Here is a 13,189-nt window from a genome sequence, read left to right as displayed (position 1 = left end):
ATGAATCCCACCGACCGTCCGCCAACCCCCGGTGGTACCCGTGCCACCGGCCCGGACACGCCCCCGCTCCTCCTCTGCCTGGGAGGACGGGGGCGCCTCGGGGGCGGCGCGACTCGGGGCGAGGGCGGCTTGGAGGCGGGGCGGCGCGGCCCCAACCAATCAGGAGCCCTCGGGCTCCGGTTCGTCGAAGTCCTTCAGGCAGAGCTCCAGCAGGGCCAGGACCCGCTCCTTGAGCTGTTCGCGGTCGTGGGCTCTCAGCGCCGTCGCCCCCTCCACACGGCGCACCCTGCCCACTCCCAGCAGGACGGCCGCGACCAGCGAGGCGTGCACGCGGGCGTCCGGTCCGCCCAGGTAGACCGCGAGCGGGTCGATCAGCGCGCTCTTGAGACGCCCCTGGTAGACGGACTGGAGGTCGGGGTCCCCGGCGGAGTCGTCCAGTGACAGCTGCAACGGGGTGCCCTCACCGTGCAGACGGCCGACGGAGTGTTCGGCCAGCCGCACCGTCAGGTCCTCCGGGGCGCCCTCCTCGATGAGCCGGGGGAAGACGCCGTCCTCACGCAGGATCTCGGTGAGGAGACCGGCCTTGGAGCCGAAGTAGCGGTTGATGAGGGCGACGTTCACCCCCGCGTGCGAGGCGATCTTGCGCGAGGAGACCGCACCGTACCCCTCACTGGTGAACAGTGTCTTGGCGCTGGCGAGAATGCGCTCCCGGGTCGCCTCACGGCCACGCGTCGGCGCCTCCGCGCCGGTTCCGGTCTCTTCCGGACGCTCCATCTGCACACCCCTTGGTGGCCGCGAATCTGGCTTTCAGTACTCCAGGTTGACACCTGGGTACACCCCACGCATACCGGAAGCATTGGAGAGATACCGATTTGACAGGTCAACAGCGTTTACATATACCTGACGTGGATGCTTGCCCCCGGTGTGCTTGCCGTGGGGCTTTCGTGCGTCCGGAATCGGGGGCCTCATGGAACAGTCAGCACAAGGGACATCCACCGTCCGGGGCTCCTCCCCCGGAACCGCCCCCCAGGACCTCCCGGCCGCCCCCGGACCCCTTCCCGAACCCGCGACCGAGTACCCCCCGCGCCAGGTCGTGCGGCGCATCATGGTCGGCCTGGTCCTGGCGATGCTCACCTCGATGCTCACCAACTCGATCATCGGCACCGCGCTGCCCACGATCATGGGCGAACTCGGCGGGCAGGACCGGCTGGCCTGGGTGGCGACCGCCGCCCTGCTGACCATGACCGCCTCCACCCCCGTGTGGGGCAAGCTCTCGGACATCTGGGGGCGCAAGCTCCTCTTCCAGATCGCCCTCGGCGTCTTCATCGTCGCCTCGCTCGCGGCCGGGTTCGCGCAGGACATCAACTGGCTGATCGCCGCCCGGGCGCTCCAGGGCCTCGGGGTCGGAGGTCTGGCCACGCTGCCCAACATCATCCTCGGCGACGTCGTCTCGCCCCGTGAGCGCGGCCGCTACAGCGGCCTGATCGGCATGGTGTTCGGCGTCTCCACCGTGCTCGGACCGCTGGTCGGCGGCTTCCTGGTGGACAGCCCCCTCGGCTGGCGCTGGTGCTTCCTCATCACCGTCCCGCTCGCCGTGGTGGCCTTCGGCGTCATCCAGTTCATGTTCCGCATGCCCTTCACCCCGCGCCACCGGCCCACCGTGGACTGGTTGGGCGCGGGGCTGATCTTCAGCGCCGCCAGCACGGTGATCGTCCTGCTCAGCCTGGGCGGCACCCAGATCCCCTGGAACTCCGTGCCCGCGTACGCCATGGGCGCCGCCTCGGTGCTGCTGACCGTCGCCGCCGTCCTGGTCGAGCGCCGCGCCAAGGAGCCGATCATCCCCACCCGCCTGTTCCGCGACCGCACGTTCGTGCTGGCCTCGGCGGGCTCCGTCACCGTGGGCATGATGATGTTCGGCCTCATCATCTACATGCCGCAGTTCCTCCAGATGGTGCACGGCATGTCCCCGACCGTCTCCGGGCTGATGACCCTGCCGCTGGTGGGCTCGTTCCTGCTCACCTCGATCGGCTCCGGCTTCGCGATCAGCGGGACCGGCCGGTGGAAGGCCTACACCGTCGTCGGCATGGCGCTGTGCGTGGTCGGGTTCACGGTGCTGAGCCTGAACCAGTTCGACACCGGTCTGACCACGGTGGTCGTGGGGCAGATGCTGGTGGGCCTCGGGTTCGGCCTCAACATGCAGATCCTGCTGCTGGCCACCCAGAGCTCGCTGCCGGTGAAGGACCTGGCCTCCGGGACGGCCTCGGTCACCTTCTTCCGCAACCTGGGCGGAGCCATGGGCGTGGCCGCCTTCGGCGCGGTCATGGTGAGCCGCCTCAACGCGGAACTCGCCTCGGCCGCGACCGCCGCGCAGGAGGCGCTGGCCCTGGACACCGCCAACGGCACCGACTCGGGCGCCCTGGATCTGACGGTGGGTCTGGAGCAGGCGGCCGAGTCCGCGCAGGGCTCACCCGAGCTGGTGCACTCGCTGCCCGGCCCCGTGCGCGACGTGGTCGTGGGCGCCTTCGACCACGCCATGCAGGGCGTGTTCGTGGCCGGTATCCCCATCGCCGCGCTGGGTCTGCTCGCGGTCTCGTTCATGAAGGGCGTGCCGCTGCGCGGCGGCGGGCCGAAGCGGGCCGCCCGGCGCTCGGAGGCCGCCGAAGGGTAGCGAGCCGGGGTCACGGGGCACGGGGTCACGGGCCGGGGTCACGGGGGTAGAAACCGGGGTCACGGGCCGGGTTCGGCGCCGGAGCTCAGAGGTAGCGGCGGAAACCCGCGGCGGAGCTGTCGAAGCCCAGGGCGGCGTAGAAGCGGTGCGCTCCCTGGCGGCTCTCGTGCGAGAGCAGCTCGATCTTGTAGCAGCTCGCGTGCGCGGCGCGGTCCACCGCGTCCTCCATGAGCGCCCGGCCGATGCCCTGGAGTCTGGTGTCGGGGTCGACGACGAGGTTGTCCACCACCGCCCAGGGCTGGGCGTCATGGGTCAGGTTGGCCACCACCAACAGGTCCAGGGTCCCGATGATCTGGCCCCGGCGCTCCGCCACCAGCACGGTGCGGTCGGGGTCGTTCTCCATACGGGTCCAGGCGCGTACGGCGGCGGAGGACATGCGAACATGAGCGCTCTGCGTGTGGGTGGTGTCACCGAGTTCGCGCAGGAGACGCAGGATCGCACCGAGGTCGGACCGTATGGCCGCGCGGATAATCATGGCTGTCGGCATCGTAGCCGACAGCCTGCGACAAGGCGGACGTCACCCTACAACTGACCACAAAACACCAAGGGCGGGACTGGCTGGTCCCGCCCTCGTGACGCACCCTCCGAGCACCCGAAGGGAACCCGGTCCGGTGCGGAGTCAGGGCTTGCGGATGACCCGCACGCCCTCGTCGTTCACGGGCGGCTGCTGCGCGCCCTCGGGGCGACGGTACACGCCGGTGATCCCCGGGTCACCCCCGGCGTCGGCGGGGGGAGCCGCCGGAGCCTGCTGTGGACCGCTCGACTGGTGCGGCTGCCCCGGGGCCGGGGCGTCGAAGCGGGCACCCTGCGGGGGCTGCGGAGCGGCCGACCTGGGCTCACCGCCCTTGCCCTCGTCCTGCTTCGGAGCCTGCTGCGCCTCGGGCCTGGGAGCGTCCTGCTGACCCTGATCGGGCTTCGGGAGCGGCTGGATGCGCACGGTGGCCTGGTCCGGCTCCTGCTGGAGCGGGGGAAGCTTGGTGGTGGCCTCCTCCTTGTGCTCCGGCTGGGCGGCGGGCTTGGGCGCCTCGGGAGCCTTGCCCTCCGGAGCCTTGGCCTCGGGGGCCTTCGCCTCCGCGGCCTTGGCGGCCTCCGGGGCCTTGCCCTCGGGAGCCCGGTTCTCGGGCTTGACGGCCGGCTTCGGCCGCACGGGGTTCTGCTGGCCCGGGTTCTGCTGGCCCTGGGGAGCCTCGGCCGGAGCGGACACCATCTCCTCGCGGGACAGACCGGTCTCCAGGGCACCCGCCTTGTCCTCGGCCGTGACCAGGTCGGCCAGCGTGGAGTGCATGTCCTTCAGTCGGCGCAGCGCCTCGGCGTGCGTGGCCGTCAGCGTGGCCAGGCGGCGGTCGGCCGTGTCGTGGATCTTCTTGGCGCGGGCCTCGGCCTCGCTCAGGCGGCGGTCGCCCTCCTGCTTGGCCTGCTCACGGAGCTGGTCCGCCTCCTTCTTGGCCCCGCCCACCATCTCGTTGGCCTCGGAACGCGCGGCGGAGACGATCCGCTCGGCGTGCTCCTCGGAGTCCTTGCGGTGCTTGGCGACCTCTTCCTGGGCCTTCTTCTGGGCCTCCTTCACCTCGGTCTCGACCCGGGAGCGACGCTCCTTGGCCTCCTCCTCGGCGATGCGGAGGATCTCCGCCATGCGCTCGCTGATCTGCTCGTGCTCAGGCTTGACCTGGGCCTTCTCGCGGGCGATCGCGAGGTCGCGCTTGTACTGCTCCAGCTCGTCGTCCATACGCTGGAGACGTTCGCGGAGGTCCTTGAACTGATTGTCCATTCGGACGTAGTAGTCGTCGACGTGCGCCTTGTCGTAGCCACCCTTGCGCACCGTCGGAAACCGGTCTTGTTGCAGTCCGCCGCCCGGCAACATATCGCTCATGTGCCTTTCATGTCCTTGTACACCGTTGCTGCGCGTCGCAGATGGTGAGAGATGGTGAGAGTCGCCCGTACCCGTGTGACGCCGGAGCACCCGTCGGACCGTTCGGTCTGGCTCGCCCGCGGATGCCCCCGTGGAGCTCCGGCTCGGCCCGATGAGGGGCACCGGCCGAGAGCGGAGCGTGACGCCGTGGGCACCGTCCAAACGACCAAGGTAGGCACGCGCTGCGCCACGGCGTCAAGAGCCGTGACAGGCACATCGCCGTGCGGACCCTGGTCACGTTCTTACTAAGGTATGCGCGATCATCCCCGTACGGGGGCGTAGCGGTCAACTTCCTGCCCTCCGGCCCCAGGGGACCCCAGCGAGAGGACCCACGTATGGACAGCGCGACCGACGGACCCGCCATGGAACCGCGCCCGGAGGCCAGGATCGGCAGTGCTCCCTTCGGTGAGCCGGAGATCCATCCCACAGCCTGGATCGCCCCGGGAGCCGTGGTGGTGGGACGTGTTCGGCTGGGTGCCGAGAGCAGTGTCTGGTACGGGTCGGTCCTGCGTGCCGACACCGAGGACATCGTGGTCGGTGAGCGGGTCAACATCCAGGACCAGTGCGGACTCCACTCCGACCCGGGCCAGCCCGCCGTCCTGCACGACGACGTCAGCCTGGGGCACAAGGCGATGGTGCACGGCGCCGTCGTGGAGGAGGGGGCGCTCATCGGCATCGGCGCCATCGTCCTCGGCGGGGCGAGGGTCGGCCGGGGGGCGCTGGTCGCCGCCGGGTCGCTGGTCGCGCCGGGCAAGGTCGTCCCGCCGAACACCCTGTGGGCCGGGCTGCCCGGCAAGGTCGTCCGGGAGCTGAACGACGACGACCGCCTCGTGCTGGAGCACACTCCCACCGCCTACGCCGCCTACGCCGTCCAGCACCAGGACGTCATCTGGCGCTGACTCACGACGGGCCCGGAGCGGGACGTGCCGCCTCACCATGGGCCCGGGCGGCGGGAGGTACCGCCTCACCATGGGCCCCGGCAGACGCGGGGCACCGACACCCCAGCGGTCCGCGACGCGTCTCACGGATCGACGGGCCCGGGGCGGGACGTGCCTCCTCGCCATGGGCCCGGGCGGTGGGAGGTGCCACTCACGACGGAGCCTCACGACCCGTGGCGGGGCCCGGCACGTGCGAGTGCCGCGTACCGGGCCCCGGTTCCACACGTGAGGAGGCCGCCGGAGCGGCGGTCGGCACCCCGGCCGACCGTGACTCGCATGGGGGAGGCCCCCGCTTCCCCTCCCCCCAAGGGGATGTGGGTCACTGGCTAACCCGGATGAGCCCGCCACTGGCCCACAAGAGTCATGCGCTCCGGGGTCCGACAGCCGTAGCCTGGAACTCCTCTCTCCTTGTGGGATCGGTTCCGTCGCGCCGCGCCCGCATCGCCCCGGCGCGCGGGGCGAACGTCCTGTCCTGCGACCACGGGTGTGCCCGGGAGGTGAGTGGTGGTGAACGGCCTGGGTCTGGAAGACCGGCTCCACGACCACGTCGCGCTGGACGAGATCGAGCTGTACGCGGAGGTCCTCATCGCGGTGGCCGACACCGACCGCCAGCTCAGTCCCGCCGAGATCGACCGCGCGCTGGGCCTGACCCGGACTCCCCTGGCCAGCGGCACCGTGGCCCCGCCACCCGATGGCGACGGCGTCCGTGAGACCGATGACGCCGGGAACCCTCCGGTCTCGACGTCCGAAACCACCTCACCCGACGGGAGCCACCCGCAGGGGGCTCCGAGTCCCCGCGAACCCGCTCCCAGCAGGACGAAACGACCGTGTGGCGGGGACGCCCCGGACACACCGTCCGAAACCAGGTACGCGGGACCGGTACCTCCGGCCCGTGACGGCCATCGCCCGCCCACCTTCGTCCTCCCCGTCCACGGCGCGGTCCCGGACGGCGCGTCGGCCTCGCGTCCGCTGTGCGACGTGGTCCTGCCGCACTTCGTGCCCTGGCGCGCCTGGCACCTCTGAGTTCACACCCGCCCCCGAAGCACCACTCGTCTCCGTTTCGGAAACCGAACCGTCCAGAATCGGCCTGATCTGGCCACGTTCATCCCGCTCCGCGCCGACTCGTACTGGGTACTGCCCCTGTTGGGCCCCTCAGCCCACAGAACGGCCAGCAGCCCCTCAGGAGCCGAGATGCACGCAGGACCCGACAGGCCGGAACGCGAGGTCGAGCGCTCGGACCCACGCGCCCCCGCGGACCGCCCTCCTCGCCGTGTCGAGCGCGAACCCGACAACGCGCGCCGCGTCACCCTCACCATCGCGCTCGTGGTGACCTTCCTGTTCCTCCTGGTCACGGCCGGAGGCATCGGGTGGTTCCTGTCCGGCGCCGACGGGGACGGCTCGGGAACCCGGGACGACGCCGCCTCCGACGACACCGCCGAGGAGTCGGAACCGACCACCGGATCCGGTCCGCCGCCCGGCGGGGAGGGCTCCGTCACCGACTCCAGGTCGGGACTGGCCTACGTCCTGCCCGGTGAGGGGTGGGCCCGTCTCGGAGACGACCAGGTTCCGGCGGAGTACTCCTCGTACACCGTGTTCGGATCCGAGGACGATCCGGACGCCATGATCGTCACCGGCACCGAGGAGCTCGGCCCGCTGGAGCCCATCGCGGCCACCGGGCTGTCCCTGGCCACGGAGATGGCCGGGGAACTGGTCACCGGGGGCGCGGACCTGCGGATCGAGCCCTCCGAGGAGACCACCCTGGACGACCGTCCCGCCTTCGGCGCCACCCTGGGCGATCCCTCCGACGGGAACGGCTACGGCCGGTTCCTGGTGGTCCAGGTGACCGACGACCGGGGCGCGTTCATGCTCGGACTCAACACCAGCGGCGACGAGGAGGCCACGGCGGGGATCGACGCCGCCTTCGACACCCTGGGCACCGTCTGACCCCACGCCCCCCGGACGTTCCGCGGCGCCCCGGTCCAGGGCGCCGCGGGACAGGGGAACCGCGAGAGGAGGCCACTGAGCAGGGGATCCGCGCGGGACCGGTGACCCCGCTGAACCGGGTCACCCAAGCGGGACACGTGACCGGGACCGCGAGACGCGGCGACCCAGGAGGCAGGCGACCGGCGAGGCGACCGCGAGGCACGGGGATCCGTGCGGACGGTCAGAACGGGATCACGGCGCGGAGCAGGAATCCGCCGTCCCTGGTCCTGGCCCTGGACAGGGTTCCGCCGACCAGGGCGACCCGCTCGGAGAGCCCCGCCAGCCCGCTGCCGTCGCCTCCCCCGGACGTCTCGTCCTTCGCGCTGTCGTTGTGCACCTCCACCACCAGGCCCCGTGACACGTTCGTTCCGTCCCGCGTGAGCCGGAAGCTGATCTGGCACTCCTCCGCGTCGCTGTGCCGCATCACGTTCGTGCCGCCTTCGCGGACCACCCAGGCGGCCAGACCGGCGACCTTCGGCGGCAGCTCCAGCCCTTCCAGGCCGGTGACCACGGTCCGCGTCCCGCCCGAGTCCAGGACCGCGCCGACCGCCGCCACCTCACCCTCCAGGTCCGCCTCCCGGTCACCGCTCACCGCGGAACGCATCTGCTGGAGCGCCTGGACGGCCAGCCCTTGGACCTCGGTCATCTCACTGACGGCGCGGTCCGGGGCCCGGTCCACGAGTCGTCCGGCCAGCTGCGCCTTGACCGCCAGCGCGGAGAGGCTGTGTCCCAGCAGGTCGTGCATGTCCCGGGCGAAGCGGAGCCGCTCCTGGGTGACCGCCAGCTGGGCACTGGCCCGCTGCCCGGCCACCGCCTCGCGGCTGATGTCCCACAGCCAGATGGTGCCGAAGGTGCTCAGGGCGAGGCCGACGGCCACGATGACCGCGACGAACCAGAGCAGCCCGTAGACGAACGGGTTGACTCCGTTCGGCGCGAAGAAGGGGCCGAAGGTCGGGATCAGCAGCAGGGGCGAGAGCAGCAGCAGCGCGCTGACCACCGCGCCGGGCCAACGGGTGGTGAAGAAGATCCCGGTGCCCCACCAGGCTCCGATCATGATCAGCACCACGGGCGGGTTGTTCAGGAACACCGCGCTCAGTAGGAGCAGCCCCACGGAGATCCACCAGAGTCGCGGGCTGGGCCGCCGGTTGCCGTCGACCCGCTCCCGGAGCAGCCGGATGAGCAGGCACGCGACCACCACGGTGAGCAGCCCGCCGACGACCGAGCTCCAGAGCGGCAGGCCGAACTCGGAGCTCAGGCGCAGGTCCATGAGGGCCAGTCCCACGATCATCACGCTGTTGAACCCGATCAGGCCCATGATGATGCGTCGGGAGAACCGGACCCGCCTGTCGTTGGCCATGTCGCTGAGCAGCTCCGGGTCGTCCACCGGGGACGGAGCTCCGTCCGTGCCGGAGGCCTCCGGCACGGACGCCACCGGCACCCGCCCGGCGGCGACCGGTGTGAGCGGGTCCGCGCCGTTCCCACCCGCGCCGTTCCCTCCCGCACCGGTCGCTTCGCGGACCGGTTCCGCGAGGGGCAGAGCCGCGCGGAGCAGGAAACCGCCGTCGTCCGTCCGCGCCGCCGTCAGCGTCCCCCCGGCCCCGGCGATCCGTTCGGCGAGTCCGGCCAGCCCGCTGTCGGACCCGACCCCGCCCGGGACGGACTCCCGCGCCCGGTCGTTGGCCAGTTCCACGACCAGTTCCCCGTGGCCCGGCCCGGGCACCACGGTGAAGGTGATCCGGCACCGCTGGGCACGGCTGTGCCGCAGGACGTTGGTGCCGCCCTCCCGCACCACCCACGCGGCCAGGGCGGACGTGTCCGCCGGAAGACGGAGGTCGGCAAGCCCGGAGACCGTCGTGAAGGTGCCGTTGGCCTCCAGGACGGCGCGGACCGAACCCACCTCCGCGTCGAGATCGATGTCCCGGTAGCCGCGGACCACCGAGCGCACCTGTCTCAGCGTGGCCCGCGCCAGCTCGTGGACCTGGCCGATCTCCCGCTTCGCCGTCTCCGGATCGCTCCGGACGTTCCGCACGGCGCCCCCGGCACCGAGTCGCAGGGCGTCGAGCCGGTGCCGGAGCAGCTCCCGGATCTCGTTGGTGAAGCGCAGCCGCTCCCCGTCCACCGCCAGCCGCGCGCGGGCCTGCTGGCCCTCCGTCACCTGCCGGATGCCGTCCCACAGCCAGACCGTGTAAAGACAACCGAGCCACAGGAACCCCGCCCAGAGGAGCATGAGCAGGCCGTGCCCCAGGAGACTGGAGGAGAAGCCCAGGTACCCGGTGAGGCCGTCCGAGCCCGGGAGCAGAGGGGTCCTGATCGGGCTGATCAGAGCGCCCACCGCCGTCACCACGAGGGCCCCCGCCAGGAGGCGCAGCAGGTCCCTCCGCGAGGTCAGGAAGGCGACCAGCACCCCGGCCGAGGCACCCACCGCGAGGGCGCTCGGGGTGTGCCACAGGAAGAGGCACAGGACCAGGAGCAGCGCGACGGTGTTCCGGAACAGGTTCCGGTCGGGCCTTGGTCTGCCGTCCAGTCGGTCCCGGATCATCCGGATCATCGCCAGGGCGCACAGCACCGAGGCGACGAACAGGGCGACGGTCCGGACCACGGCCAGCACCAGGACGTACGTGGGCTGCCCGGAGAGGATGTCGCTGGCGTGGGCGAGGTCCACCACGAGCCCGCTCCCGGCCCAGAAGGGGACCAGGAACGGGAACGCCGCCATGCTCCACAGGCAGTACAGCCGGGCTCTGCGGATCCTCCGGGCGAAACCCGGGCTCATCCCCGACGACCCGGGCGCCTCCGCGCCCCGCACCGGGGACGCCGTGGCGGCTCCGGGCCCCGCCACGGACGCCACGCGCCCGCTCCGTTCCACCACGTCCGCCTCCCCGCGTCTGGCACCGGCTTCCAACGTAAGGCCGACACGACCCCCCGAAGCCGTTGTCCACAGGCCGGATCCCCTCCGCCGCCCGACCGGGCCCCACTACGGAGGCTGTTCCTCTCCGCCGCCCGACCAGGCCCCGCACGACGCAGCCGGGAGGTCCCGTCCCGGCCTCCCGGCTCCGTGTCCTCGGCGCTGCCCGGCCCCGGGTCGCGTTTCCGGATCGCTTCCCGGCGCCCGCCACCACCGGCGAAAGCATCACCACACTCCCTAGGGCTGGCGCGGGTCCCACCTGAAGTAGCGGCGGACCAGCAGGGACAGCACCACGATCCAGACCAGCATCACGCCGACCGACGGCAGCGCGCTGCCCCACAGGGCGGCGGTGCCCAGCGCCTCCGCTCCCTCGTACCCGCCGAACACGTCGTAGCCGGTGAAGGCCGCCTGGGCCATCTCGGCGGCCGGGGCGACCGGAAGGAACTGCACGACCATGCGGACGGGCTCGGGCAGCAGTTCGAGCGGGAGGAACACCCCGCTGGTGATCAGGAGGCCCATCATGGGCACCACCGAGAACATCTGTGCCGACTCGGCGCTGCGCACCAGCGGCGTGATGAGCAGACCCACGAGGGTCATCGCGACGGAGCTCAGCACCACCGCCGCCACCAGCATCACGGGGTCGGCGGGCAGGTTGCCGCCGAGAGCGGCGACCGCGCCGAGGACCAGGGCCGTCATCGCCAGGGAGAACAGGACGACGACCACCGTCACGCCGCCGAAGATCGCCGTCTGCGGGACACCGCTCACCCGGAGCCGCTTGAGGACCAGCGACTCACGGCGCGCGGCGAACACGTTGGAGGGGTGACCGATCCCCAGCATCAGCCCGATGCCGATGACGGCCGACGCGAGCGTCAGTTCGTGGGTGGTGAAGCCCCCGAAGACCGGTGTGCTGGGCGTCGACAGCAGCGGCACGAAGAGGACCAGCGGCAGCACCAGGTACATCAGCGCGGTCTTGTACCGGACGAAGAGGGTGAACTCGGTGCGTGCCAGGCGCAGGGTCTGCTTCAGCGTGCTGGGCGCGGCCCGTCCGGCCGCCGGGGCCGGGGGCCGGGTGGTGGTCGTGCTCATGGTGTCTCTCCTGGTTCTGGTGCCGGGGTCGCGCCACGGCGCGTGGTACCGGTGACGGGGTGGGGTGGGGTGGGAGGGCCTCGGGTGGCCCCGGGCCGCGCTGGACGAGGTCGGCGCACCGTCCGCAGCCCGAAGAGCGCGAAGAGCCTCGGATGCCTCCCGGCCGCGCGGCGTGATCGGGGCCGTGTCCTCAGGTCACGAGGTCGGCGGCACCGTCCGCGACCTGGAGGAAGACGTCCTCCAGGGAGGCTCCGCGCACCTGGAGGTGCTGGAGGACGACCCCCTGTTCGGCCGACCACGCGATCAGCGCGGCGACGGCGCGGTGGGCGCGCTCGGCCACGTCCCCGCCGGTGACCGTGTACGTGGCCCACAGTTCCTGGTCCCGGGTCTCGACCTCGATCGTGGCCCCGGCCACGTCGGGCAGGTCGGAGGTGCGCACTTCGCCGGGGAGCAGGAAGCTCACCCGGTCGCCCCACCCCGCGAGCACCCCGGCCAGGGTGCCCTCCACCCGGATCTCCCCACGGTGCATGATCGCGAGCCGGTCGGCGAGGCGTTCGGCCTCCTCCAGGTAGTGCGTGGTGAGCAGGACCGCCACCCCGCTCTCCTTGAGGTCGTTGATGACCCGCCAGGTCTCGTGCCGCGCCTCGGGGTCCATGCCGGTCGTGGGTTCGTCGAGGTAGAGGACCTCGGGTCGGGTCAGCAGCGCCGAGCCGAGGTCCAGGCGGCGCTTCTGCCCGCCGGAGAGCTGGCGGACGCGGAGGGAGCGCTTGTCCGTGAGGTTGACCAGCTGGAGGATCTCCTCGACGTCGCGGGGGGAGGCGGCGAGGTCGCTGGTGAGCCGGAGGCTCTCGTCGACGCTCAGATCCTCCATGAGCCCGCTGCCCTGGAGGACGGCGTCGACCCGCTCGCGCACCCCGGCGGGCTGGCCGAAGGGGTCCTGCCCGAAGACCCGGACCGTTCCGGAGCTGGGTCGGCGGAAGCCCTCCAGCGTCTCGATGGTGGTGGTCTTCCCCGCGCCGTTGGTGCCGAGCAGGGCGAAGAGCTCGCCGGGGCGGATCTCGAAGGAGACCCCTCTGACCGCCTCGAAGTCGCCGTAGTGCTGGTGGAGGTCGCTGACGACCACCGAGGGTCCCGTGGTCGACGTGGGGTCCTGGGTGGCGGCGGTCGCTCCGGCGTGCTCTGTCGTCGTCATGGATCCAGAGTCCCGCGAGCCGGGCCCCGGCAGACAGACGTCGCTGTCACCCGTCCCTGATGACAGTTCATCCGCCCCCGTCGCTGACAAATGTCATCCCGGGGCCCGTCCGCGTTCCGTCCCCTTGGTCCGGCCCCCTCCGCCGGGCCACGGGAACACGGCCGCACCCGTACGTGCCCTTCGTGAACCCACCTACGGGCGCGGCCAACGCCGCCGGACGAAGCCGCGCCCGTCCCCTCACAACACGATGTCGGGCGCGACCCCTCGGCGGTCCACCAACGTTCTACACGACTCCGATCGGGCGCGTCCGTGGAATGCGGCAATTTCCAACGGGGATTCCGAACTCCCGGAGATTGGTTACCTTCTTCTTGGGAAACATCGTCCCGAGGGTCCCATCTCCGGGGCGGGCGCGGGACGAACGTCGGTGCGAATGGCAGCTCCGCCAGGGCAC

10 protein-coding genes are annotated in these 13,189 nt (G+C 71.7%); 4 read left to right on the top strand and 6 right to left on the bottom strand.

Going from position 1 to position 13,189, the window contains the following annotated elements; all coding sequences use genetic code 11:
• Positions 1 to 159: 159 nt before the first annotated feature.
• The gene (locus tag ACRWK8_RS04150) at positions 160 to 774 is read right to left on the bottom strand and encodes a TetR/AcrR family transcriptional regulator (protein WP_378738130.1); all 615 of its coding nucleotides are present in this window, start codon (positions 772 to 774) and stop codon (positions 160 to 162) included.
• A 193-nt stretch (positions 775 to 967) separates the two neighbouring features.
• Between ACRWK8_RS04150 and ACRWK8_RS04145 the strand changes: the two genes are divergently transcribed.
• A complete protein-coding gene (locus ACRWK8_RS04145) occupies positions 968 to 2,668 on the top strand; it encodes an MDR family MFS transporter (RefSeq protein ID WP_378738132.1) in 1,701 nt (566 codons plus the stop codon).
• A gap of 85 nt (positions 2,669 to 2,753) precedes the next feature.
• Here the strand turns inward: ACRWK8_RS04145 and ACRWK8_RS04140 are convergent, their stop codons facing one another.
• A complete protein-coding gene (locus tag ACRWK8_RS04140; RefSeq protein ID WP_378738134.1) occupies positions 2,754 to 3,203 on the bottom strand; it encodes a GNAT family N-acetyltransferase in 450 nt (149 codons plus the stop codon).
• 144 nt (positions 3,204 to 3,347) lie between these two features.
• The gene (locus ACRWK8_RS04135) at positions 3,348 to 4,589 is read right to left on the bottom strand and encodes a F0F1 ATP synthase subunit B (RefSeq protein ID WP_431868476.1); all 1,242 of its coding nucleotides are present in this window, start codon (positions 4,587 to 4,589) and stop codon (positions 3,348 to 3,350) included.
• Positions 4,590 to 4,972: 383 nt separating this feature from the next.
• Here ACRWK8_RS04135 and ACRWK8_RS04130 point away from each other — a divergent pair, with 383 nt between their 5' ends.
• From ACRWK8_RS04130 to ACRWK8_RS04120, 3 genes are all read left to right on the top strand, one after another.
• Positions 4,973 to 5,536 carry a gamma carbonic anhydrase family protein gene (locus ACRWK8_RS04130; RefSeq protein WP_378738136.1) on the top strand — a complete coding sequence of 188 codons (564 nt, stop codon included), beginning with the start codon at positions 4,973 to 4,975 and terminating at the stop codon, positions 5,534 to 5,536.
• Between the two features lie 546 nt (positions 5,537 to 6,082).
• Positions 6,083 to 6,598 (top strand): hypothetical protein, encoded by a 516-nt coding sequence (locus tag ACRWK8_RS04125; protein ID WP_378738138.1) that lies wholly within the window; start codon positions 6,083 to 6,085, stop codon positions 6,596 to 6,598.
• A gap of 168 nt (positions 6,599 to 6,766) precedes the next feature.
• Positions 6,767 to 7,519, top strand: coding sequence for a hypothetical protein (locus tag ACRWK8_RS04120; RefSeq protein ID WP_378738140.1), 753 nt, complete (start codon positions 6,767 to 6,769; stop codon positions 7,517 to 7,519).
• Positions 7,520 to 7,739: 220 nt separating this feature from the next.
• Here ACRWK8_RS04120 and ACRWK8_RS04115 read toward each other — a convergent pair whose 3' ends face one another.
• From ACRWK8_RS04115 to ACRWK8_RS04105, 3 genes are all read right to left on the bottom strand, one after another.
• On the bottom strand, positions 7,740 to 10,424 hold the full coding sequence (locus ACRWK8_RS04115; RefSeq protein WP_378738143.1) for a sensor histidine kinase: 2,685 nt from the start codon (positions 10,422 to 10,424) through the stop codon (positions 7,740 to 7,742).
• Between the two features lie 273 nt (positions 10,425 to 10,697).
• On the bottom strand, positions 10,698 to 11,546 hold the full coding sequence (locus ACRWK8_RS04110) for an ABC transporter permease (protein WP_378738146.1): 849 nt from the start codon (positions 11,544 to 11,546) through the stop codon (positions 10,698 to 10,700).
• Between the two features lie 190 nt (positions 11,547 to 11,736).
• On the bottom strand, positions 11,737 to 12,738 hold the full coding sequence (locus ACRWK8_RS04105; protein WP_378738148.1) for an ABC transporter ATP-binding protein: 1,002 nt from the start codon (positions 12,736 to 12,738) through the stop codon (positions 11,737 to 11,739).
• Between the last annotated feature and the right edge of the window lie 451 nt (positions 12,739 to 13,189).

This window comes from Nocardiopsis eucommiae, assembly GCF_965344335.1.
GTDB lineage: Bacteria > Actinomycetota > Actinomycetes > Streptosporangiales > Streptosporangiaceae > Nocardiopsis > Nocardiopsis eucommiae.
The sequence above is the reverse complement of the archived record's forward strand: the minus strand, read 5'-3'. Positions and strand labels throughout refer to the sequence as shown.